Source organism: Sphingomonas sp. Root720 (assembly GCF_001428605.1).
Taxonomy (GTDB): domain Bacteria; phylum Pseudomonadota; class Alphaproteobacteria; order Sphingomonadales; family Sphingomonadaceae; genus Rhizorhabdus.
Map to the genome: position 1 here is coordinate 732,608 of NZ_LMID01000001.1, position 21,852 is coordinate 754,459.

The 21,852-nt window shown below is 67.6% G+C and carries 21 protein-coding genes; 4 read left to right on the plus strand and 17 right to left on the minus strand.

The annotated features are described in order from the left end of the window. The first annotated feature begins 52 nt into the window (after nucleotides 1-52). Together ASE22_RS03335 and ASE22_RS03340 are read left to right on the plus strand one after the other, a co-directional pair. The gene (locus ASE22_RS03335) at nucleotides 53-1,333 is read left to right on the plus strand and encodes a sugar transferase (protein WP_056354909.1); all 1,281 of its coding nucleotides are present in this window, start codon (nucleotides 53-55) and stop codon (nucleotides 1,331-1,333) included. Nucleotides 1,334-1,477: 144 nt separating this feature from the next. Then, the gene (locus tag ASE22_RS03340) at nucleotides 1,478-2,251 is read left to right on the plus strand and encodes a metallophosphoesterase family protein (protein WP_056354913.1); all 774 of its coding nucleotides are present in this window, start codon (nucleotides 1,478-1,480) and stop codon (nucleotides 2,249-2,251) included. 27 nt (nucleotides 2,252-2,278) lie between these two features. Here ASE22_RS03340 and ASE22_RS03345 read toward each other — a convergent pair whose 3' ends face one another. Beyond that, nucleotides 2,279-3,475: a cytochrome P450 gene (locus tag ASE22_RS03345; RefSeq protein ID WP_056354916.1), complete on the minus strand. Its 1,197-nt coding sequence runs from the start codon at nucleotides 3,473-3,475 to the stop codon at nucleotides 2,279-2,281. A 240-nt stretch (nucleotides 3,476-3,715) separates the two neighbouring features. Here ASE22_RS03345 and ASE22_RS03350 point away from each other — a divergent pair, with 240 nt between their 5' ends. Both ASE22_RS03350 and ASE22_RS03355 read left to right on the plus strand, forming a co-directional pair. Next, nucleotides 3,716-4,117, plus strand: a complete 402-nt coding sequence (locus tag ASE22_RS03350) for a nuclear transport factor 2 family protein (RefSeq protein WP_056354921.1) — start codon at nucleotides 3,716-3,718, stop codon at nucleotides 4,115-4,117. 5 nt (nucleotides 4,118-4,122) lie between these two features. Next, a complete protein-coding gene (locus tag ASE22_RS03355) occupies nucleotides 4,123-4,887 on the plus strand; it encodes an SDR family NAD(P)-dependent oxidoreductase (RefSeq protein WP_235536514.1) in 765 nt (254 codons plus the stop codon). 16 nt (nucleotides 4,888-4,903) lie between these two features. On the opposite strand, the gene ASE22_RS03360 is transcribed toward ASE22_RS03355, so the two are convergent. The 16 genes from ASE22_RS03360 to ASE22_RS03435 form a co-directional block, all read right to left on the minus strand. Next, nucleotides 4,904-5,383 carry a MarR family winged helix-turn-helix transcriptional regulator gene (locus ASE22_RS03360; protein WP_056354927.1) on the minus strand — a complete coding sequence of 160 codons (480 nt, stop codon included), beginning with the start codon at nucleotides 5,381-5,383 and terminating at the stop codon, nucleotides 4,904-4,906. Nucleotides 5,384-5,415: 32 nt separating this feature from the next. Further along, a complete protein-coding gene (locus tag ASE22_RS03365; RefSeq protein ID WP_056354930.1) occupies nucleotides 5,416-6,180 on the minus strand; it encodes a 2-keto-4-pentenoate hydratase in 765 nt (254 codons plus the stop codon). Between the two features lie 21 nt (nucleotides 6,181-6,201). Then, nucleotides 6,202-6,993: a 2-keto-4-pentenoate hydratase gene (locus ASE22_RS03370; protein ID WP_056354933.1), complete on the minus strand. Its 792-nt coding sequence runs from the start codon at nucleotides 6,991-6,993 to the stop codon at nucleotides 6,202-6,204. Beyond that, complete coding sequence (locus tag ASE22_RS03375) at nucleotides 6,990-7,676, minus strand: class II aldolase/adducin family protein (protein WP_200933240.1); 687 nt, start codon at nucleotides 7,674-7,676, stop codon at nucleotides 6,990-6,992. Before ASE22_RS03375 ends, ASE22_RS03370 begins: the two co-directional genes overlap by 4 nt. Then, on the minus strand, nucleotides 7,666-8,562 hold the full coding sequence (locus ASE22_RS03380) for a VOC family protein (RefSeq protein WP_056354939.1): 897 nt from the start codon (nucleotides 8,560-8,562) through the stop codon (nucleotides 7,666-7,668). Before ASE22_RS03380 ends, ASE22_RS03375 begins: the two co-directional genes overlap by 11 nt. Nucleotides 8,563-8,565: 3 nt before the next feature. Next, complete coding sequence (locus ASE22_RS03385) at nucleotides 8,566-9,093, minus strand: VOC family protein (RefSeq protein WP_056354943.1); 528 nt, start codon at nucleotides 9,091-9,093, stop codon at nucleotides 8,566-8,568. 13 nt (nucleotides 9,094-9,106) lie between these two features. Beyond that, nucleotides 9,107-10,612 carry a 2-hydroxymuconic semialdehyde dehydrogenase gene (locus tag ASE22_RS03390; protein ID WP_056356276.1) on the minus strand — a complete coding sequence of 502 codons (1,506 nt, stop codon included), beginning with the start codon at nucleotides 10,610-10,612 and terminating at the stop codon, nucleotides 9,107-9,109. Nucleotides 10,613-10,776: 164 nt separating this feature from the next. Next, nucleotides 10,777-11,088, minus strand: coding sequence for a hypothetical protein (locus tag ASE22_RS03395; protein ID WP_056354946.1), 312 nt, complete (start codon nucleotides 11,086-11,088; stop codon nucleotides 10,777-10,779). Nucleotides 11,089-11,230: 142 nt separating this feature from the next. Next, complete coding sequence (locus tag ASE22_RS03400) at nucleotides 11,231-12,835, minus strand: GMC family oxidoreductase (protein WP_056354949.1); 1,605 nt, start codon at nucleotides 12,833-12,835, stop codon at nucleotides 11,231-11,233. Nucleotides 12,836-12,900: 65 nt separating this feature from the next. Next, nucleotides 12,901-13,542, minus strand: a complete 642-nt coding sequence (locus ASE22_RS03405; protein ID WP_056354952.1) for a c-type cytochrome — start codon at nucleotides 13,540-13,542, stop codon at nucleotides 12,901-12,903. Between the two features lie 5 nt (nucleotides 13,543-13,547). Further along, nucleotides 13,548-13,943 carry a nuclear transport factor 2 family protein gene (locus ASE22_RS03410; protein ID WP_056354956.1) on the minus strand — a complete coding sequence of 132 codons (396 nt, stop codon included), beginning with the start codon at nucleotides 13,941-13,943 and terminating at the stop codon, nucleotides 13,548-13,550. Between the two features lie 11 nt (nucleotides 13,944-13,954). Then, the gene (locus tag ASE22_RS03415) at nucleotides 13,955-15,490 is read right to left on the minus strand and encodes an FAD-binding oxidoreductase (RefSeq protein ID WP_056354959.1); all 1,536 of its coding nucleotides are present in this window, start codon (nucleotides 15,488-15,490) and stop codon (nucleotides 13,955-13,957) included. Between the two features lie 7 nt (nucleotides 15,491-15,497). Continuing rightward, nucleotides 15,498-17,003 carry an aldehyde dehydrogenase family protein gene (locus tag ASE22_RS03420; RefSeq protein ID WP_056354962.1) on the minus strand — a complete coding sequence of 502 codons (1,506 nt, stop codon included), beginning with the start codon at nucleotides 17,001-17,003 and terminating at the stop codon, nucleotides 15,498-15,500. Further along, on the minus strand, nucleotides 17,003-18,181 hold the full coding sequence (locus tag ASE22_RS03425; protein ID WP_056354965.1) for an MFS transporter: 1,179 nt from the start codon (nucleotides 18,179-18,181) through the stop codon (nucleotides 17,003-17,005). The genes ASE22_RS03420 and ASE22_RS03425 overlap by 1 nt, the downstream gene beginning before the upstream one ends. 50 nt (nucleotides 18,182-18,231) lie before the next feature. Further along, a complete protein-coding gene (locus tag ASE22_RS03430; RefSeq protein WP_056354970.1) occupies nucleotides 18,232-20,553 on the minus strand; it encodes a TonB-dependent receptor in 2,322 nt (773 codons plus the stop codon). A gap of 186 nt (nucleotides 20,554-20,739) precedes the next feature. Then, the gene (locus tag ASE22_RS03435) at nucleotides 20,740-21,774 is read right to left on the minus strand and encodes an AraC family transcriptional regulator (RefSeq protein ID WP_235536513.1); all 1,035 of its coding nucleotides are present in this window, start codon (nucleotides 21,772-21,774) and stop codon (nucleotides 20,740-20,742) included. Nucleotides 21,775-21,852 lie beyond the last annotated feature (78 nt).

A 21,852-nucleotide genomic window follows, 5' to 3' on the forward strand; every position in this document is an offset into this window, starting at 1 on the left:
AGCGCGGAATGTCTTCCGTGCTGCGTTGCTAAGGAGTGAACGGATCGTGCTCATGACTCGCGAGCCCCAGGTCAGGATAGCGAGGATCAGCGCCCTCAACGCGCTTCCCGCCCAGTTCCTCATCGGCTTCAGCGTCGCGGTGCTGCTGCCCGCTTACGGCCGCTACGGCGATTTCCAGACCGCGCTCGACGCTCCGGGTTTTTCGAACAGCTTCGTCGGCGCCATGGTCGCTCTGGCGCTCGGCATGATCATGCTGCGCCGCGTCACCGCCTTTCCGGGGACCCGGACCTTCGGCTACATCCTTCCCTCCTTCATCGGGTCCTTCGGGATGGTGCTCGCGGCCCTTTTCGCGCTGCGCCTGGAGTATAGCCGCTTCTATCTAGCCTCGGCCTTTCTCGCGAGCATCGCGGTCTTTTTCGTTCTGAGCATCTACCTGATGCCGCGCACCCGGCGTCGTTTCTACGTAGTACCGGGTTTCGACCTGCAGGGCCTCACCCTGCCGGCGGAGGTCGAATGGATCCGGATGCGGACGCCGACGGTGCCCGACGATCCCTCGGCCTTCATCGCCGCCGACTTCCGGCAGGACCATGATCCGAAATGGGATCGCATGCTGGCCGAGGCCGCCGTCCAGGGCCGCACCGTCCTGCACAGCAAGCAGGTGCTCGAGTCGCTGACCGGCCGGGTTTCGATCGAGCATCTGTCGGAAAACAACTTCGGCTCGCTGATGCCCAACCTCGCCTGGCGCAAGGCCAAGCGGGCGGTGGACCAGTCGTCCGCCCTGATCCTCCTGCCCTTCCTGTTCCCGCTGTTCCTGTTGATCGCCGCCTGGATCCGGATCGATTCGCCCGGTCCGGCCTTCTTCCGGCAGATGCGGGTCGGCGCCGGCGGGCGGCCGTTCCGCATCGTCAAGTTCCGCACGATGCACGAGCGGAAGACCGACGAAGAACCCGACGCCGACGCCGCGGTGACGCTGGTCGCCGACGACCGCATCACCCGCGCGGGCCGCTGGCTGCGCCGCACCCGGCTCGACGAACTGCCGCAGATCTTCAACATCCTCGCCGGTCAGATGAGCTGGATCGGCCCGCGCCCGGAAGCGATTTCGCTGTCGCAATGGTATGATGCGGAGATTCCCTTCTACCTCTACCGGCACATCGTCCGGCCCGGCATCACTGGCTGGGCGCAGGTCAACCAGGGCCACGTGACCGATCTCGATGCCATCCATCGCAAGTTGCAGTACGACTTCTATTATATCCGGAACTTCTCGGTCTGGATCGACGTGCTGATCGCCATCAAGACGGTCAAGATCGCCGTCACCGGCTTCGGGGCGAAATAGCCGGCTGCGGGGTCCGGCTTCCCGCCCGGCCCTCGACATCGACCGACCCCGGCGCATCGCCCGCCCGATGCTTCGTCTTTCCACCGGCGATATCGTCCGTTAGGGCGGATGCGAACATAAGCTGGAATTGTCCGTAGGTAGTTGATGGCCCTTCGCGATCTTCTGTCGCGTCCCCGCTGGACGCGCCGCCGCCATGCGGCGCCCGACGGTCAGCGCTGGTATGCGATCGGCGACGTCCACGGCTGCTGCGACGTGCTCAACACCCTGATCCGCGTGATCGACGGCGACGACGAGCAGCGTGGCGCCACCGACACGCGCCTCCTCTTCCTCGGCGACTATATCGACCGCGGGCCGAACTCGCGCGGCGTGATCGAACTGATGATGAAGCTGGACCTGGGCGACGACAAGGTCGTGTTCCTGATGGGCAACCATGAGGAGGTGCTGCTCGCCGCGGCCGAGGGCAATCGCCGGGCCGCCGCGCTGTTCCACAAGATGGGCGGACGCGAAACGCTGCTCAGCTACGGCGTGTCGGCGCAGGATTACGACTATGCCGACACGTCCGGGATCGTCGACATGATCCGGGCGGCGATCCCCAGGGACCATCTCGAATGGCTGGCCGGGTTGCGCAACGCCTATCGCGCGGGCGATTATTTCTTCGTCCATGCCGGGGTTCGTCCGGGCATCCCGCTCGACGACCAGGCATCGAGCGACCTGCGATGGATCCGCGGCGAGTTCCTGTCGCATCCCGCCAGCCACGGCCCGCTGGTGGTACACGGCCATTCGATGTCGCCGTCGATCGACGAACGCCCCAACCGGATCGGCATCGACACCGGTGCCTATGCCAGCGGCTGCCTGACCGCACTGGGCATCGAGGGGGAAGAGCGCTGGTACATCCAGACCGGCACGCCGCAGCCCTGACGCGGCGCCGAGGGAACGCCCCTCGGCTCAGCCGTTCGGGGCGACGATCAGGCTCGGGATCGTCGCATAGTCCCCGCCCCCGAATTTGTAGGGCGGCACCTCGCCGGCGATGCTCAGCGCGGGCAGCCTGTCCAGCAACTCCTCCAGCAACACCCTGAGCTCCATCCGCGCCAGCGGTGCGCCAGGGCAGATATGGATGCCGAAGCCGAAGCTGAAATGGCGGCAATTCGGCCGGTCGGCGTCGAACGTCTCGGGATTCTCGAACTGCCTGGGATCGCGGTTGGCGGCTGCCCAGCCCATATAGACGTCCTCCCCAGCCGCGATCGGGACACCCGCCACCTCGGCATCCTTCCTCGCGCGGCGATAAAAGCCGAAGAAGGGCGGGCGCAGGCGTAGCGTCTCCTCGATCACCGGCTCGATCATCGCCGGATCGGCGCGCAGCCGGTCGACGAGCTCGGGCCGCGAGAAGACCTCCCGGATCAGGCTGGTCATCGCCGAGGTGGTGCTGTGATGTCCGGCCCCCAGGAAGGCGGCGAGCAACACGACATAGTCGTTGTCGTCGAGCGGCCGGCCCTCGACCACGACGTCCGCCAGCGACGTCAGGAAATCCGCGCGCGGGCGAGCCCGCCGTTCGTGGACCTCACGCACCGTCAACTCCCCGAAGGCCGCCTGCCGGCGACCGAACTCGCCGGGGTCGCCCTGCGCATCGAACATCGCGATCGCCGCGTCGCGGATCGCGGGGACGCTGTCGCCGTCGACCCCCATCAGGTGACAGATCGTCTCGGCCGGCACAGGCTCGGTCAGCTCGCGGACGATGTCGCACCGTTCCATCGTCCGGATGCGGTCGATATGGTGGCGGATATCCCGCCGGATGAACGGAGCCATCGCCGCCGGAGTCTCGGGCTTGACCGCCGAGTTGAAGATAGCCCGCCAAGCCGAATGGCGCGGCGGATCCATCTCCAGTGCCGGGATCGGCTTGCGCGGCAGCATCGGCCGCAGCACCTGCGGCTCCGAGGAAAAGGTCCGGAAATCGGCCATGGCCTTGCGAACATCGGCATAGTCGAGAAGCATGTAAAAGCCGTCATGCTCGCGGCTGTAGGCGACCGGGCAGCGCGATCGCGCCGCCTTCACGATCTCCAGCGTCTCGGCCGGCTCGGTCGTATAGCAGCTCCAGTCGCGGGTGTGTTCCGAAAGCCGGTCGAGATCGCTGCCCTCATTCTCCATATCGCCCCCTCCTCCTGGCGGCTCGCCCGCCTCGCCTGGTGCCTCTTTTGCTTAATCGGATTGGTCGACGACGCAATAGTGGATGCAGTTATAGTGAATTGCGCGACGAGGCATAATCGCGAAACGACCTTAGGACATACCGCATAACTCGCAAATATCCCACATGGACGGGTTGACGACCATCGCCACAATGAGGATACACTTTGGCCGATAATCGCAACATGTAAACAAGGAGGGGACATGGACGGAATCGCGACCGGGAGCGCGCCGCCCGCACGCACGGACGAAGGCTGGCTGGCCGACTTCTTCCGCGACGCCGACCGGCTGGACCTGCCGTTGCTGACCGGCTGGTTCGGCGAGGATATCGACCTGCGCATCGCCAACATGCCGCCGATGCTCGGCCTGCCCGCCGCGGAGGAAGCCTTCCGGCAGTTCTGGTCGACCATCAAGGGCATGAGCCATGAGGTCCAGCAGCGGATCGTTAACGGCCGCGACGGAATGCAACTCAGCATCGTGACCTATACACGGCTCGACGACCGCAGCGTCGCGGTGCCGGTCGCCAGCCATTTGCGGCGCCGCCCCGACGGCCGGCTCGACCGGCTGTGGATCTATATCGATCTCGCGCCCCTGTTCGCGGAGTGACCGACATGATGAACGAACGACTGCGCGGAAAGACCTGCATCGTCACCGGATCGGGCGGGAGCATCGGACGGGCAAGCTGCCTGCGATTTGCCTCCGAGGGCGCGAACGTCGTCGGCTGCGACCTCATCGCCGAAAGCGCCGAGGAGACGCTGCGCCAGGTGGAGGCGGCCGGCGGCACGATGATCTCGATCCATCCCGCCGACCTTACCGACAAGGCGCAGTGCGAACGGGTGGTGGCCGCGGCCGTCGAGCGATTCGGCGGGCTCGACGTGCTGCTCAACAACGGCGCCATGGCCTATTTCGCCTGGATCGAGGACATGTCCGACGAGATGTGGCGCAAGACGCTCAACGAGGAGCTCGACCTCGTCTTCCTGATGACGCGGGCCGCCTGGCCTGCGCTCAAGAAAGCGGGCGGCGCGATCGTCAACGTCGCCTCCCTGTCGGCCTGGGCCGGGATCGAACTGCTGCCCGGTCTCGCCCATTGCGCGGCCAAGGGGGGCGTCCTGTCGATCACCCGCCAGCTGGCGATGGAAGGCCGCCATCATGGCATTCGTGCGAACAGCGTCTCGCCCGGCACGATCGAGACCAACCAGACCCGCTTCATCCTCGAGGATCCGGACTGGTGCCGGGTCCAGCTCGGCCGGGCGATGATGAACCGCATGGGGCAGCCATCCGAGGTCGCCGCCGCGATCGCCTTCCTGGCGAGCGACGACGCATCCTATGTGACGGGCACCGACATCGCGGTGGACGGCGGGGTGCGCGCCTGGTGAGGGCCTGGGCGGCGGTTCATCCCTCCTCGGAGGCCGCCGCCCCTTCGCCGTCGCGACCCAGCAATATCCTCAGCAGGCGTAGCAGCGTCGCCTGGTCGTCAGGGGACAACGGTGCCAATATCTCGCGCTGGGCATCCTGCACCCTGGCAAGGTTGTCGAGCAGCAGCGCCGTCCCCTCGGCGGTCAGGTCCATCGTCCAGGCGCGCGAATCGCGCGGGTCGCGCTCGCGCTCCACCCAGCCGCGCTTCACCAGCCGGCCCAGCATCTCCTTCAGCGTGCTCTTGTCGATGCCGGTCGCCTCGACCAGATCGCGCTGCGACGCACCCGGCCGCTGGCCGAGCGCGAGCATCAGCGCGAATTGCTGGCGGGTCAGGTCGTTGCCGACATGGCGGGAGAAGATATCGAACGAACGCTGGTGATTGCGCCGCAGAAGATGCCCCGGCGCCGCCAGCAGATCGAATCGTGCAAGCGCCGAGGGCAGCTTGTCCTTTGCCAATGATATCGTCTCCTGCCGTGGGTGACGCGAGCTTATGGTCGACGCACCGAAAACTCCACAGCGCCGATCGACTGCACGCGCAGCCGGACATGCTGGCCGGGAGCGAGATGTTCGGCGGCGGTGGCGCCGCCCGCCAGCACGACGTCTCCTGCCCGCAACGGCTCCCCCGCCCCCGCCGCCAGCCGCGCCGCCGCGACGAGCGAGCGCACCGGATCGCCGAGGATCGCCGCGCTCGAACCGATCTGCCGGGCAATTCCGTCGATCTCCAGCAGCATGCCGAGGTTCGACAGGTCGAGCCCGACCGGCACACCGCGGCCGACCACGAAGGCCGATGAGGAGCTGTTGTCGGCGACGACGTCGGTCAACGAGAATTTGAAGTCGCGATAGCGGCTGTCGATGATCTCCAGCGCGGGCGCCACCGCCGCGACCGCCGCCAGCGCGCTGGCCGGGGTCACCGTCGCGGGCAGGTCCGCGCGCAGGACGAAGGCGATCTCGGGTTCGACGCGGGGATGGACGAAGCGGGCGAAGTCGATCGTCCCGCCATCCTCGACCAGCATCGCGTCGGTGAGCCGGCCCCAGATCATCTCGTCGAGGCCCATCTGGACCATCTTCGCGCGGCTGGTGAATCCCATCTTGATGCCCGCGCGCCGCTCGCCGCGCGCATAGCGCCGCGCCATCGACGCCGCCTGGACGGCATAGGCGTCCTCGATCGCCAGCGGCTCGGCCAGTTGCGGCGTCGCGGTGGCGGTCAGCATCGCGGTGTCGAGCCGTTCGGCAATCGCGGCGATTTCGACCATGATCGTCTTCCCCTTCCCTGTTCAGGCCGCAGCGGCGAAGCGCATGCCGACCCGGCCGAGACCGTTGATCCGCGCTTCGAAACGGTCGCCCGGGCCCGCCGCGACCATCGGGCCGAGCGCGCCCGACAATATGACGTCGCCCTCGCCGAGCGGATGCCCGGCGCGGTCCATCGTGCGCGCCAGCCAGGCGAGCGCGTGCAGCGGATGGCCGAGGCAGGCGGCGCCGGCGCCGAACGACACCTGCTCGCCATTCTTCTCCAGCACCATGCCGCACAGCTTCAGGTCGAGATCGTCGAGCGGGTGCGGCTCGGTGCCGAGCACGAACAGCCCCGACGAGGCATTGTCCGCGACCGTGTCGACGATGCCGATGTCCCAGCCGGCGATGCGGCTGTCGACGATCTCCAGCGCGGGCAGCACGAAGGCGACCGCGTCGATCAGCTCGGCGGTGGTCAGCCGCCCGATATCGAGCGGCCGGGCCATGACGAAGGCGACCTCGGCCTCGACCTTCGGCTGGAGCAGCCGTCCCGCGACGACCTCGTCGCCATCTTCCACCGCCATATCGGCGAACAGCATGCCGAAGTCGGGCTGGTCGACCCCGAGCTGCTGCTGCACCGCCCGGGCGGTCAGCCCGATCTTGGCGCCGACCGCGCGGCGCCCCTCGCCGAGCCAGTGCGCGGTGTTGCGCGCCTGGATCGCATAGGCGTCGTCGATCGTGGCCTGCGGGAAGGCGAGGCGGATCGGCGCCATCGGCGCGCCCTGTGCATGGCAGGCGCGCAGCGCCGCCGCCTGTGCCTCCACCTCGGCCTCGGTCATTGCTCCTCCTCCCACTCCGGATCGCCCGAACATAGATAGTGCCACATGCGCTCGAACAGCCCGCCGGCCTTGATCGCCCGCGCCGCCGCCTCGTCGGCGCTATATTCGCGCGCCGCCGGTCCGGCCCCGCGCGCTGGCAGCAGCGCCAGTTCGATGCGCGCCGCATCCTCGAGGAAGAAGGCGAGGCAGGCCGCCTCCTCCAGGCTGGCCGCCGCCGTCACCGATCCGTTGCCCGACAACACGATCGCCGCCGCCTGGCCCAGCATCGCGGCGACCCGTTCCGCCTGCTCGTCGTCGCGGACCAGCGAGACGCCGGGCCACAAGGGGGCCTTCGGAGCGAAATAGGCGCCGAGGCCGTGCATCACCCGCGGCGTCTCGCGCAGTGCTGAGAGCGCCATGACCGCGGGCGACTGGACCCGGCACACGCCGCCGACCTCGGGCCGGTTGCGATAGATCTCGCGGTGGATGCGAACCTCGGGAAGGGCGCCGGCGGGCAAGGGGCCGTCGAGCGGAACCTCCACCCCCGGCGCGCGCGCCGCGACCGTGCCCAGCGGCTGCGCCGGGCTGACGAGGAACCGGTCCGGTCCGGTCCGGATGCTGACATGGCCATAGGCATGGACAAGCCCATGCCGCGCCATGGCGCGGGCGGCCAGCCGCATCAGGCGGGGGGGATCAGGCTGCACGCGCGGGAGCCGGTCCGGTGTCGGGGGTCCTGAATTCGGGAATGTCGGGACGCGATCCCCACATGCAGAAGCTCGATCCCTCGCGCGGGAAGGATCGCGGCACATAGCTCTTCTCGTCCTCCGCGGTAATCATCCGCACGCCGGTCGAATATTCGTAGATGATGTCGTCGGGCCCCTGGAAATACAGAAAGCGCGCGCCCGACGTCGGATGCCGGCCGGGACCGAACACGATCTTCACGTTACGGTCCTGCAGGAAATAGTTGGACCGCATGATGTCGTCGATCGACTCGACCTGGAAGTTGACGTGCTGGATGCCGGCACGGGTCGACGGGAACAGTGCGACATTATGATGGACCTGGTTGATCCGGATCAGCGCCGCGTCGCCGATCCAGTCGCTGACCTTGCCGCTCAGATGATCGGTCCAGAATCGTTCGTCGGCCCGTGCGTCGCGCGTGTGCAGGCCGACATGGCTGAACGAGGTGATGCCGGCGTCGCGCGACGGGAAGTAGCGACGCCCGCAGGCGGCGGGACGCGCCACCAGCTCGATGACGTTGCCCGACGGGTCCTCGACGACGAGCAGGCCATGGACGCGGCGCTGCTCGCGCTCCGCTGCGCCGCCCGCGCGGACGCGGACGCCGCCGGCCTCCAGCTCGGCGGCAGCGGCGTCGAGCGCATCCATGCTCGCGACCTCCCAGCCGGTAACCTGCCCACTGTCGCGACCACGCGTGTAGCAGATATTATGATCGCGATCGTCGCCGCGCAGATAGGCGGCGTCGGCGTCGCGTTCCATCAGCTCGAGGCCCAGCATGTCGCGCGCGAAGGCGATGCTGGTGTCGAGGTCGTCGGTACCGATCCGAACATAGCGTATGTCGTGCAGCGCGGGCATGGTTCAGTCCCCTGCCCCGCCCGTCGTATCGGGCCGCGCGAAGCTGCGCGTCATGTGCCCCTTGCCGACCTGGTCGCCGCGCTCGAAGCCCCAACTGTAGCCGCCCTTGGGATTGGACAATATCTCCCAGACATTGCCGTCCATGTCGGTGAAGTAAAAGCAATAGGTACCGTGCTGGACGATCGGCCTGGTGACGTTGCGGATGCCCCATTTCGCCTGGTCGCGCCTGACGATCGCATGCGCGGCATCGACGTCGGCGTCGGTTTCGACGTCGATGCCGTTATGGTTGAGGAAGGGCATGTCGGCCTTCTTCCCGGTGGGGCTCTTGACGACGACGATTACCTGGTCGCCGCCCATCCGCGCCCAGAAGGACACGTCGGCCATCTGGACGGTATCGAAGCCCAGAAATTCGTCGAAGAAGGCACGCGTCTTCGCGATGTCGAGACATTCGAGGGTCGCGTGCGAATAGAAGCGCGCCTGGAGCGGATTGCGCCGCGCCTCGGTATCCGCCGCCTCGGTGACAGCCGCCATGATCTCTCTCCGCCTATACTTTGATGCAGATGTTGGACGTCTCGGAATAGAAGTCGATCGAATGTTCGCCGCCCTCGCGGCCGATGCCCGACATCCTGGCGCCGCCGAACGGCGTGCGCAGGTCGCGCAGGAACCAGCAATTGACCCAGCTCAGCCCGACCGCCATCGCCCGGCCGACCCGGTGCGCACGCGACAGGTCGGTCGTCCAGACCGACGATGCCAGGCCATAGTCGCTGTCGTTGGCGAGCATGATCGCCTCCTCCTCGCCGTCGAACGGGATGATCGCACAGCAGGGGCCGAAAATCTCCTCGCGGCAGGTGCGCGATCCATGGGTGAGCCCGGTCCAGATCGTCGGCTCGACGAAATAACCGCCCGCCGCCGCACCCGACAGCGGCGGAACCCCGCCGCCCGTCACCACCGTCGCACCCTCGGCCACCGCCAGCGCATAATAGTCGAGCACCTTGCGGCGATGCTCGTCGGAGATCAGCGGGCCGAAATCGACCCCGGCATCGTTGGGCAGGCCCGGCTTCAGCGCCTCGGCCCTCGCCTTCATGCCCGCGACGAAGCGGTCGAGCACGGGACGCTGGACGTAGATGCGCTCGGGGGCGAGGCAGACCTGCCCCGTATTGAGGAAGGCGGCCCGCGCCAGCCCCGCGACCGCCGCGTCGAGATCGGCGTCGGCGAAGACGATCGCTGCGTTCTTGCCGCCCAGCTCGAAGGACAGCGCCTTCACCCGCGGGGCCGCCGCCGCCATGATCGCGGAGCCGGTGCGCGTCTCGCCCGTGAAGGTGATCGCACGGACGCCGGGATGGGCGACCAGCAACTCGCCGGCCGATCCGGGTCCGAAGCCATGGACGACGTTGAACGCGCCCGCCGGAATGCCGACCTCGTTCATCACCTCGCCCAGCAGGGTCGTGGTCGACGGGGTCTCCTCCGACGGCTTGACGATCACCGCATTGCCGCAGGCCATGGCGGGGGCGACCTTCCAGGTCATCAGCAGCAGCGGCAGGTTCCAGGGGCTGATCACGCCGACCACGCCGATCGGCTTGCGCACCGCATAGTTGAGCGCCCGGCCGCCATCGGGCGTGTCCATCTCGAACGCCTCGGACGGCAGGTTGGCGATGGCATCGGCGAAGACACGGAAATTGGCGGCACCGCGCGGGATGTCGAGATGATGCGCCAGATCGTGCGGCTTGCCGGTGTCGGCGATCTCGGCCGCGAGAAACTCGTCGAAGCGCGCCTCGATCCGATCGGCCACCGCCATCAGCATCGCCCGGCGGCGCGCCAGCGGCATCCGCCCCCATTCGCCATCGACCGCCGCCTGCGCCGCCGCCACCGCGCGATCGACGATATCGGCATCGGCCTCATAGGCCACTGCATGCACTTGGCCGGTAGCCGGATCGAAGATCTCGAAAGGCCTGCCGCCCTCGACGAAGACTCCGCCGACGAAGTTGCACAGGCGGCCGACGCCGGTTTGCGCATCCGCACGATCCTCGAGTTCCACCTCTCCCGCCACCATCATCGTCTCCACCGGCAATACAAGACGTATACGTCCTAAAAACTGTGGATGCAATATTGGATTGGAGGGAGCGCGCGCGAACGCGTGGCGTCGCGATCCGGAGGCCGGAGCGGCAGCGCGATCGACGAGAACTGGAAGCGGGGCGTTCGGAAAGCGCCGGAGAATCAGGCGGCGCGGGCGACCGCCGATTCGCTCAGCGAAAGCTGGTGGACATTCCCGCAGCGCAGGCCAACCTGCTCGACCAGCCAGTTGTTGCGCATCTTGTCGGCGACGATTCCCGCCTCGTGCGCCGACAGGCCTTCCTGCTCGATCCTCACGAGCATCATGCCGTCGGCCTCGCGCGCCTCGACCATCCGGGGAATCAGGGCACGCTGCGCGAAATAGTTGATCAGCCTCGCCAAGGTCTGCGGATCGGGCCGCGCGACGATGTCGAAATGGGAGACAGGCGCCGAGGCACAGGATTCGGGGGATTTCATCGCAACACTCCTCGGCGGCAGCATAGCAGCGATCATATCCGAAAAATTGCCGCTTTCGCCCGGGCGCCGAGCGCTCGTCGGCAAAATTTGCCCAGAATGCCGATCAAAGAGAAATATCTTACCGGAAGGGCGATTCCTCGGCTCAAGCGTCTTCCGCGATCATCTGCGCCGCCTTCTCGCCGATCATGATCGTCGCGGCATTGGTGTTGCCCGATATCAGCGTCGGCATGATCGAGGCGTCGGCGACGCGCAGACCCTGGACGCCATGGACGCGCAGCCGGCTGTCGACCACCGCCATCCCGTCGGAGCCCATCTTGCACGTGCCGACCTGGTGCGAGACGCAGCCGCCGGTCTCGCGGAAATAGGCCTCGATCTCGTCGTCGCTGCGAACATCGGCGCCCGGCAGGTGTTCGGCCGAGATGAAGTCGGCGAGCGGCGGGGTCGCGGCGATGCGACGGGCGAGCTTGAGCCCCTCGACCGCGATCCGCCGGTCGGCTTCGTGCGCGAAATAATTGGGGGCGAGGCGCGGCGCCTCGAACGGATCGCCGCTCGCCAGGGTCAGCCGGCCGCGGCTCTGCGGCCGGATCGGGCAGATGAAGTTGGCGAAGCCCGAGAATTTGAACAGGCCGTCCTCATAATATCCGCCACTGAAGGTCTGGAACAGGAATTGGACGTCGGGCGTGGCGGCGCCCGGCGAGACGCGGGTGAACAGCCCCGCCTGCCCCGCCGGCACCGACAGCGGCCCGTCGCGGAACAGCAGCCAGTTCAGCCCGGCGAAGAGCTGCTTGCGCTTGCTGAGCATGATGTCGTTCATCGTGATCGGCTGGTTGCACCGCCAGGTGATCTGCCCGCCATAATGGTCCTGCAGATTGTCGCCGACGCCGGGAAGATCGGCCACTGGCTCGATGCCGAGAGCCTTCAGCCCGACGGCCGCGCCGACGCCCGAAAGCATCAGCAGCTGCGGCGAATTGACCGAGCCACCCGACAGGATCAGCTCGCGCCGGCAGGCGACGGCGAAGCTCTCCCCGCCCCTGCGCACGCGCAGGCCGCTGGCGCGGGTGCCGTCGAACAGGATGCGCTCGGCCTGGGTCTCGGTCAGGATCGTCAGGTTGGGACGGCGCTTGACCGGGTTGAGATAGGCCACCGAGGTCGAGCAGCGCCTGCCGTTGCGGATCGTCGCCTGATAATAGCCGACGCCTTCCTGCCGGGCGCCGTTGAAGTCGGGATTGTGCGGGATGCCGTTGGCTTCCGCGCTGGCGATCAGCGCGTCGCACAGCGGATTGCGCTCGACCAGGTTGGTCACGGCCAGCGGACCGCCGGAGCCGTGATATTCGTCCTCGCCATTCTCCTGATCCTCGGCGCGGCGGAAGAAGGGCAGGACATCGTCATAACTCCACCCCTCGTTGCCGAGCTGGCGCCATTGGTCATAGTCCTGCGCCTGGCCGCGGATGTAGATCAGGCCGTTGATGCTGCTCGACCCACCGAGCGTCTTGCCGCGTGGCCAGTAGATCCGGCGACCGCCGAGCGCCGGATTGGGCTCGGTCATATATTTCCAGTTCACTCGGGGATCGGCGATGGTCCGCCCGTAGCCGACGGGGATCTTGAGCCAGAAGCCGTTGTCGCGGCCCCCCGCCTCGATCAGCAGCACGCTGACCTCCGCGCGTTCGCTCAGCCGCGCCGCGATCACGCTACCCGCCGAGCCCGCCCCGACCACGATGTAGTCGAACTCGGCACCTTCCATCTGCATTTCCAAATCCCCGGTTGTGTCGGCCGCCTGGCGGGGACGCCACCCCGCCGGCACGATGGCCCTGGCTATTTCAGCGCGCTGGCATAAGCGGCGACCGCGTCGATCGCCGCGTCGTCCGGAAGCAGGGCGGCGGCGGCGGCCATCTGCTGTCCCTTTTCGTCGCCTTCGCGCCCGCGAATGCCCTTCTTGAAGTTGCGCAGCTGCCGCGCGAGATAGTCGGCGTCGGTCCCCGCCAGCGGCGGCGAGCCGAGCGCGGCATTGCCCTCCCCCCGCTCGCCATGGCAGGCGGCACAGCTCCGGTAGAGGTCGGCGCCAGCCTCGCTTTTCATCGCGGCTATCGTCGGCGCGGGCGGCACCGGCAGCGTCGCGATATAGGCGGCGACATCCGCCACCGCCTGCTGGTTCGGGAGCGCCTTGGCCCGGCCGTTCATCTGCACGCCCTGGAAGTCCGCGGGGCCGCCCCGGAGATCCTTGCGATAGAGCATCAGCTGCTCCGCGACATAGCTTGCCGCCAGGCCGGCCAGGCGCGGCGCCTTCATACCGGAAAATCCCTCGCCGGCGTTGCCGTGGCAGCCCTGGCAGGTCACGTAATAGGCCTGGCCGCGGGCGACCTGCGGCGGGATCTCCGGCGCGGGATGGGCGGTCGAGCAGCCCGCCGCCGCAACAGCGACGGCCGCCGCGCCGATGAGGAGGACGGGCGCCCGCATCGCCGTCAGCGCATCGCGGCCGCGATGGCGGCGCTGTCGAGATATTCGTCGAAGGTGGTGATCTTGCCGTCGTCGGTGGCGATCACATGCACCCATTCGACCGCATATTCCTTGCCGGTCGCCTTGACCTTGCTGCGCTCGATGCCGCGGACATAGACGAGGCCCTCCGCCTCGGCCATCGACTTGGGCGTCATCTCGATCGGCTCGGCATGGGTGCCGAACTTCGCGAAGAAATCGCCGACGCCCGCGGGACCGGTGAAGGTGCCGCCCCATGGAATGTCATGGGCGTGCAGGGTCCAGCGGACCTCCGGCGCCAGATAGGACATGGCGCGGGGCACGTCGCCCTCGCCAAAGGCGGTGAAGAAGGCGCCGACGATCTCGACTCCGGTGGCAGCTCGCATGATGTTTCCTCTCAGGCCTTGGGTGGTTCGGGCTCGAGCCCATAGAAAGTTTGGAAGACGAGGCCGGGGTCATATGTCCGGCGCAGTTCGCCCAGTTTCCGCCAGCCGTCGGCGGTATAGCATTCGCGGATGCGGTGGATCCGGCCTTCTTGGTTGAGCTCGTTGATGTAGCTGCCGGTGCCGAGCGGCTGCAGCTCCTCGTACATCGCGATCAGGAAGTCCTTGTTGGCCTTGTCGGCCGCCGGATCGTCCCACTGCGCATAGCAGGAGACGTAGAAATTGCCCTTGGTCGCGCAGGCGCCGTCGGGCAGCTCGGGCCGGCCCTTGTAGAGCAGGACCGGCGCGGTGACCCGCGAGGGCGATCTGGGCATATGCTTGATGAATACCTGGATCGGCTTTTCCAGGCTGTCGGCGTAGATATTGTCGACGCAGTAGCGGCGCTGCGGGAACGGCACCTCATTGCCATAATAGAGATTCTCGAAGGTCTCCGGCGCGTTCTCGATCTTCGCGATCGCCTTGGCGGTGATCGGGTGATCCTTCAACGGCGCCATGCCGGCCAGCGCCGAGGCCTCGGTGTCGACGAAGGCAACGCTCTGCAGCAGGAACACCTGGTCGCAACCGGCGGCGGCGCAGGCTTTCTCCATGCCCGGCGGCGCGGCGGTGATGACGCCGATCAGCTCGACGTCGAGCGGCAGCTTCGGCCCGATCTCCTCCATCGCGGCGGCGACGTCGGCGGTGGCGGTGAACGGGAAGATATAGGTGTGCGAGCGCATCGCCCTGGGCGCCGGGTGGACGCGCAGCCGGAAGCGGGTGACCACGCCGAACAGGCCAGGACCGCCGCCGCGCACCGCCCAGAACAGGTCGGCATTCTCGGTCTCGCTGGCGGTCCGCACCTGCCCGTCGGCGGTGACGATCTCGACCTCGAGGATGTTGTAGGTGCTCATCCCGCCCCAGGCATTGCCGTTCCAGCCGAGCCCGCCGCCGAGCAGGAAGCCGCTGACCGGCACCATGCCGCAATGCGCGGTCGGGAAGCCGAGGCCATGCCGGCCCAGTTCCTCCTGGAGGCGGCGGCCGATCACGCCCGGGCCGACGATCGCCTCGCGCTTCGCGGCGTCGATCTCGATCGTCGACAGGCGGGACACGTCGACGAGCATGCCGTCGTCGCGCAGGAAGCATCCGCAGAAGCTGTGGCCGCCGGCGCGGGTGGTGATGCGCCGCTTGTTCTCGCGCGCATGATTGACCGCGGCGACGACGTCCTCGACGCTTTCGGCCTGGACGATGATCTCGGGATGGCGTGGGAATTTCTGGGTCTGCCAGATCATGCTCTGACGCCACGGCTCGTACAGCTCGGCGTCGCGCGCGACGACCTTGCCCTTCACGCCCGCCTGAAGGCGCTTGATCTCACGATCGTCGATCGCGGCGCGCGCCGCCGCCATCGGCAGCAGGGCCGCCGCCGACAGGCCGGCAAGCGTCGCCGTCCCCGCCAGGAAGGCGCGCCGGTCGAGCTTCGCCACCGCCATGATCGCAGGATGGTTCAGGATCGTCATAGCTTCCTCAGCGCCTGATCACGCCGGCCTTGACCGCGAGGTGCGACATCAGCCCCTCCTCGCCGAGTTCATAGCCGACGCCCGACTGCTTCCAGCCGCCGAAGGGCAGCGCCAGGTCGAGCGTATTGTGGTTGTTGATCCAGACCGTGCCGGCCTGCACCCGATCGACGAAATCGTTGATCAGGTCGAAATCGCGCGACCAGATGCTCGCGCCCAGCCCGAAGCTGGTGCCGTTCACCTGCGCCATCGCCCCGTCCAAGTCGTCGAATGGCGTGGCGACGAGGACCGGGCCGAAGATCTCCTCCTGCACCACCGCGTCGCCGGGCTTCGCGCCGACGATGATCGCGGGCCGCAGATAGGCGCCCGGATCGTCGACCGCCTCGCCGCCGAAGAACAGCGAGCCCCCGTCCGCGACGCCGCGCTCGACATAGCCGAGCACCCGGTCGCGGTGGGCATGGTTGACCATCGGGCCGAGACCGGTCGACGGATCGAGCCCCGGGCCGATCTTCAGCCCGGCGGCGATCGCGGCGACGCCCTCGACGACCTTGTCGAAGATGCTGGCGTGGACGTAGAGGCGCGACCCCGCACAGCAATTCTGGCCATGATTGCCGAGGATCGCCCAGGCCGCGCCGGGAATGGCCGCATCGAGATCGGCATCGGCCGCGATCACGACCGGCGACTTGCCGCCCAGTTCGAGATTATATTTCTTGAGGCGCGGCCCGGCCGAGGCGGCGATGATGCGGCCCACCCCGGTCGATCCGGTGAAGTTGATCTTGTCCACGCCGGGATGCTCGACCAGCGCGGCGCCCGCGACCGCGCCGCTGCCGGTGACGACGTTGACGACGCCCGCCGGGATGCCCGCCTCCGCGCAGAGTTCGGCGAGGCGCAGCGTGGTCAGCGGGGTCTGCTCGGCCGGCTTGAGGACGATCGTGCAGCCGGTAGCGAGGACCGGTGCCAGCTTCCACACCGCCTCGCACAGCGGCACGTTCCACGGGGTGATCCCCGCGACGACGCCGAGCGGCTGCAGCTTCGTGAAGCCCGAGAAGCGCGCGCCCGGCAGATAGGGGACCGACAGCTCCATCGTCTTGCCGTGGATCTTGGTCGCCCAGCCGGCCATGTAGCGCAGCGCGTGGACCGAGAAGTCCGCGTCGAAGAGCCGCGTGTTCTGGATCAGCTTGCCGCTGTTGACCGTCTCGATCTGGGCGATGGTGGCGGCCTCGGCGGCGATCAGTTCGGCCAGCCTGAGCATCAGCGCCTCGCGCTCGTGCGGGCGCATCGTCGGCCAGGGGCCGCTCTCGAAGGCGCGGCGGGCGGCGCGGACGGCATCGTCGACATCGGCGGCATCGGCTTCGGCGACCCGTGCGATCTCCCCGCCATGGCTCGGATCGATGACGGGCGCGGTGCGGCCGCTGCGCGGTGCGCGCCATTCGCCGTCGATGAACAGCTGCTTGGTGCCGCTCGTAAAGGACCGGGCGGCGTCGGACAGCAGGCTATAGTCGTTGGCGAGGGTCATCACGAACCTTGTGCGATTGCGGGAAGCGGGGGCGATACGCGCATCAGCGCGACGATCGCGGCGACGCCGGCGCACAGGAAGGCGAGCGTCGCGATCAGGTAGATGCCGGCCGGGCCGCCGGGGCCGAGCACGGTCAGTGCCGGGCCGAGGCCCAACCCCGCGCCGGTCAGCGCCGCGGCGGCGAGCATCGGCCGGCCGTCGCGGTCGACCTGCCCCAGCGCGCCGAGCTGGAAGGGATAGATGACGTACCAGCCGAAGCTGAACATCGCCGTCGCCAGGACGAAGGCGGCGAAGCTGCCGGCGACGGCATAGACCTGCACCGCCGCGACCAGGACCGCCGCCGCCGCGACGATCGGCGGGATGCGGCCGAAGCGGCTGCCGACGATGCCGGGCAGGAAGGACGCAGCGAAGGCGACCAGCTTGGAGATGCTGAGCACCAGCGCGACCTGCGCGGAATCGAGGCCGACCCCCTGCCCCAGGATCGCCAGGAAGGTCCACAGCGCGCCGACCCCGGTGAAGAAGCAGAGAATCGAGAGCAGCACGCCGCCGCTGCGCAGCCAGCCGGCCATGTCGTTGCCGGGCATGCCATGATGCTCCTCCGCCGAACCGACCGGCCTGAGGCGGATGGCGACGAGCGCGAGCGCCAGGATGTCGAAGGCCAGCAGCACCGCATAGGCCGCCGCGAAGCCGAAGGCGCCGATGATCGGCGGCATCGCATAGACGCAGACGATCGACAGGATGGTCTGGAGCGCGAGGAACAGGCCGAAGCTGCGTTCGGCGTTGCGGGTCCGCGCCATCGCCGCGGTCGCCTGCGACACCGCGACGCCGCCGGCCGCGCCGCCGATGCCGCGCAGGACCAGGAAGGCCGTCCAGCCCGGCTGGGCAAGGCAGAGCAGGTCGCAGACGATCATCACCGCCAGCGCGGAGATGCCGAAACGGCGGAACCGGCCGCGCGGCAGGAAGGTGCTGAGCAGGCAGCCGCAGGACAGGGTGATCAGCTGGATCGTCGAGAACAGGCCGACGTCGCGTTCGCTGGCGCCCAGCACGTTGACGAGCGCGACGGCGATCACCGGCATCGCCAGGAAGGTCATGACGCCCGCCGTGCCGAGCGTGACGAGCGCGGCGAGCCCGTCCCCCGCCCCGCCTTCGGTCGTCCGGCTATGCCCGCTCTTCAACATGCTGCGCCCTTGAGGAGGGCGGAACGCCGAAGCGTTCCGCAGGGGGTGGATCAGAACTTGTAGAGCACGCTGGCGCCGAACACCCGCGGCTCGGAGTAGATATACTGGACATAGCCGAGGTCGTTGAACTGGAACGCCTTGGTGACCGCCAGCTTGTTGCCGATGTTCCGGACGAAGGCCTGGAGCTGCCAATAGTCGTTCACGTTGAAAGAGATGTCAGCATTATGCTTGAAATAACCGGGCAGCTTCACCGACGGATCGTTGAAATTATTGGCATAGCGGCTCGAACGATAGTTCCAGTCCCAGTTCAGGACGACCGAGCGGTCGTTTTCGAGCGGGATCGTGTAGACCACCGCGCCGTTAGCGGTCCATTTCGGCGCGTTCGCCATCTCGCGGTCGGCGACATAGGTGGTGCCGCCGGGCACGCCGTTGCGGACGTCCTTGATCTTCGTCTCGAGCCAGGAGCCGCCGAAGCGCAGTTCGAGATTGTCGATCGGAGCGGCCTGGATCTCGACCTCGGCGCCGTAGCTGCTGGCGCCCTGGTTGGTCAGGAGGCCGCCGATTCCTTCCCAGTTGAAGGTCTGGAAGCGGTTATAGTCATAATAGAACAGCGAGGTGTTGAAACGCAGCTTGCGGTCGAACAGCGTCGCCTTCTCGCCGATCTCGTAGGCGATGACGTTCTCGTCGCGATAGGGGATCTGCGAGGTTGCGACGCCGCCCGGATAGAAGCCGTTGTTGAAACCGCCGGCCTTGGTGCCCCGCGACACGCTGGCGAACAGCAGCAGGTCCGAGCTGACCTGGAAGTCGAGTTCGGCCTTACCCGAGATCAGCGTCTTCTTGTAGGTATCGACATAGGGGTTGGCGATGCCCGGGCCGGCAGGCTGCAGGAAGCAGTTGGTCGGGATCGGGAAGCCGGGACAGCTGCGCAGCGAAGCGTTGTCGCGTTCGTTGAACCTCTTGTTGTCGCGGGTGATGCGGCCACCGAGGATGAAGGTCAGGCGATCGGCCACTTCGACCTCGCCCTGGGCGAACGCGGCGATGGACGTCGTCCGCATCTTCCAGTTGGCCGCCAGGTTGATCGGGAAGAAGGCGCCATTGTAGAGGCCGGTCGCCGGATCGACGGCGGTGTCCCCGGACACGGGAACGTTGAAGGTCGCGTCCGGATTGTTGCGGGCCTTCGCGTAGAGGCCGTAGACGCCCGCGGTCCAGTTGAAGCCGTTGCCCTTGCCGAACGCCCGGAACTCCTGCGTGGCGGTGTCGCTCCTGTAGGGGAAGGTCGCCGCGCAGATCGTGTTCGGGCTGGCGTCGCAATCCTCGCTGAGGTCGCGGGTGAAGTGCATATAGCCGGTCAGCGAGGTGAAGCTGATGTCGCCGAAGTCGCGCTCGGCACGCAACAGGCCCGTATAGGCTTCCGACTTCAGCCGCTGCGGGCTGCTGGTATAGGCGACGTTGCGCTTGCCCGCGCCGAAATTGGCCTCGTTGTAGCCGGCATCGTCGACACCGGTCGGATCGGCCGAGCCCAGCCCCGTCACCGGATCGCGCAGGCTCGGGGTCTGCTCATAATAGGTGTGGACCTTGTCGGTCCGGCCATATTCGCCCTTGAGCAGCACGTCCCAGTCGCCGTCGTCGTAGCGGAGCTGGACGCGCACCGCGTCGGTGCCGGCCTGGCCGCCCTTGTCGTCCGAGAATTGCGGGTTGAGGTTCTTGATATAGCCGTCGCTGTGGTGCGACAGGAAGGACACGCGCGCCGACAGCGTGTCGGTGAGCGGCGCGGTGAGGCCGCCTTCGAGCTTCAGCTCGTTGAAGCGCGCATAGCTGGCCTTGAAGAAGCCGCCGGCCTCCTGCGAGGGCTTCCGCGTGACATAGTGGACGAGGCCGCCGGTCGAGTTGCGGCCGAACAGCGTGCCCTGCGGGCCGCGCAGGATTTCGGCGCGGTCGAGGTCGAACAGCGCGAAGTCGACCGCCGGCACGTTCACGACGTAGAATTCGTCGACATAGACCGTGACCGGCGCCTCATGGCCCTCGCCGAAGTCGTTGAGGCCGATGCCGCGGATGACGATGTTCGCGCTCGAACCCGGGCCGTAGGGTGAATAATTGTCGACGCTCGGCGTGCGGGTGATCAGGTCGATGCTGTTCGAGACGCCGCGCTCGAGGATCTCGTCGCCCGACACCGCCGTGACCGAGATGCCGACCTTCTGGAGGTTCTGCTCGCGCTTCTGCGCGGTGACGACGATCTCGGCGAGGCCGCCCTCGTCGGCTTCGGCGGCGGCGGGCGCGCCGGCGGTGCCCTGCGCGGCGGCCGGAACGCTTGCCAGCATGGCGGCGAAGGCCAGGGCGATGGTGGAGGAGGTCGAAACAAAGGATCTGGTCATAAAGCCCCCGAGGTTTAGCGGCGCATGGCGCGTCGTGCTTTTCCTACCTGCGGCGTGGCGCATATGGTCGCGCCATCGTCGTGACGCATTACTGGGTGATCCCGGCGGGGGCGGCTATACCGGACTGGCAATCATCCTACCGTGCTGGCAGCATTCGGCGCGGCGACGGTCGGCCCAGGGGCCGGGTCAGGCGCTGAAGCTCTTCTTCAGCGTAAAGGACGGCAGTTCCCCGAACCGGCGGGCATAGTCCTGCGAGAATTTGCTGGGATGGAGGAAGCCGTTGGCCAGGGCGACCTCGGTCACGGTCATGCCGCTCCCCTGCAACTCCTTCAGCATCGTGCGTGCGCGCTCGAGCCGGTAGCGCTTGAGATAGCCCATCGGGCTATCGTCGCGGAACCGCCGGAAACCGAAATGGAGCGACCGGCCGCTGACCCCGGAAGCGGCGATCAGGTCGGACAGGGTCAGCTGCTCCTGATAGCGGGTGCGGATCAGTTCCTCGGCGCGGCGCACATAATAGGGCGTCGCGACATTCTGCGGCTCCATCGCGTAATCGTGCGAATAATTGTGCGGCACCGAGGTGAGAAGCAGCCGACCCAGCATCTCCTCGGTCGTGCCGATCGCACGCGGATGGACGAAGCCCGAATTGTCGTTGTCCATGTCCTCCACGACGGCGCGCACGAACTGCGCGAAGGACGCGGCGAGCCCGTCGATGGTGATCGGGCCGGGCGAGAAGATCAGCGGCCTGGTGCGCCGGCCGAAATCCTCGTTGAGCAGGCCTTCGAGGTAGGCGCGGTCGAGCTTGATCGTGAAGTGCCGACACCCGGCGTCGGTGATCTGCCGGATCGGCTCGTGCGGGCTCAGCACCGACATCTGGCCGGGCCGCAGCGCGAAGGTATGCCCCTGATGGCCGAACTGCGCCTGGCCGCTGAGCACGAACTGGACGAGGAAGCAATGCTCGGACGGCGGGATCGCGACCGCCACCCGTCCATAGGGCAGGCCGTAGTCGGTGGCATTGAAGGTGCTCGACCGCAGGGTCGCCTGGTTGTGGCGGAAGGCGATCGGCGGCACGCCGCCCTCGGTCGACAGGTCGTGGGGGCAGAAGGCATGCACCATATGCTGGTGGACGGCGTCGATCTCGGTGCTGGCGAAGCGGTTCCACCGGTCGAGCGGAAGCTCGCTCGGCGTCCAGACCTTGCGCTCCTCGATTGTCTGGCCGGCCACACTCAACTCCCCGGTCGGTTCCCGGCCCTTCCCGACATGGCTTCTCCCTGATCCGGGACCGGAAACATGATCGCCAGC

Bases quoted from the DNA above. Each gene is read 5' to 3' on its own strand.
- ASE22_RS03340 (WP_056354913.1), top strand. From the start codon at position 1,478: ATGGCCCTTCGCGATCTTCTGTCGCGTCCCCGCTGGACGCGCCGCCGC.
- ASE22_RS03335 (WP_056354909.1), top strand. From the start codon at position 53: ATGACTCGCGAGCCCCAGGTCAGGATAGCGAGGATCAGCGCCCTCAAC.
- ASE22_RS03370 (WP_056354933.1), bottom strand. From the start codon at position 6,993: ATGACCGAGGCCGAGGTGGAGGCACAGGCGGCGGCGCTGCGCGCCTGC.
- ASE22_RS03415 (WP_056354959.1), bottom strand. From the start codon at position 15,490: ATGACGATCCTGAACCATCCTGCGATCATGGCGGTGGCGAAGCTCGAC.
- ASE22_RS03405 (WP_056354952.1), bottom strand. From the start codon at position 13,542: ATGCGGGCGCCCGTCCTCCTCATCGGCGCGGCGGCCGTCGCTGTTGCG.
- ASE22_RS03430 (WP_056354970.1), bottom strand. From the start codon at position 20,553: ATGACCAGATCCTTTGTTTCGACCTCCTCCACCATCGCCCTGGCCTTC.
- ASE22_RS03395 (WP_056354946.1), bottom strand. From the start codon at position 11,088: ATGAAATCCCCCGAATCCTGTGCCTCGGCGCCTGTCTCCCATTTCGAC.
- ASE22_RS03410 (WP_056354956.1), bottom strand. From the start codon at position 13,943: ATGCGAGCTGCCACCGGAGTCGAGATCGTCGGCGCCTTCTTCACCGCC.
- ASE22_RS03385 (WP_056354943.1), bottom strand. From the start codon at position 9,093: ATGGCGGCTGTCACCGAGGCGGCGGATACCGAGGCGCGGCGCAATCCG.
- ASE22_RS03400 (WP_056354949.1), bottom strand. From the start codon at position 12,835: ATGCAGATGGAAGGTGCCGAGTTCGACTACATCGTGGTCGGGGCGGGC.
- ASE22_RS03425 (WP_056354965.1), bottom strand. From the start codon at position 18,181: ATGTTGAAGAGCGGGCATAGCCGGACGACCGAAGGCGGGGCGGGGGAC.
- ASE22_RS03365 (WP_056354930.1), bottom strand. From the start codon at position 6,180: ATGGTCGAAATCGCCGCGATTGCCGAACGGCTCGACACCGCGATGCTG.
- ASE22_RS03350 (WP_056354921.1), top strand. From the start codon at position 3,716: ATGGACGGAATCGCGACCGGGAGCGCGCCGCCCGCACGCACGGACGAA.
- ASE22_RS03345 (WP_056354916.1), bottom strand. From the start codon at position 3,475: ATGGAGAATGAGGGCAGCGATCTCGACCGGCTTTCGGAACACACCCGC.
- ASE22_RS03355 (WP_235536514.1), top strand. From the start codon at position 4,123: ATGATGAACGAACGACTGCGCGGAAAGACCTGCATCGTCACCGGATCG.
- ASE22_RS03390 (WP_056356276.1), bottom strand. From the start codon at position 10,612: ATGGTGGCGGGAGAGGTGGAACTCGAGGATCGTGCGGATGCGCAAACC.
- ASE22_RS03380 (WP_056354939.1), bottom strand. From the start codon at position 8,562: ATGCCCGCGCTGCACGACATACGCTATGTTCGGATCGGTACCGACGAC.
- ASE22_RS03420 (WP_056354962.1), bottom strand. From the start codon at position 17,003: ATGACCCTCGCCAACGACTATAGCCTGCTGTCCGACGCCGCCCGGTCC.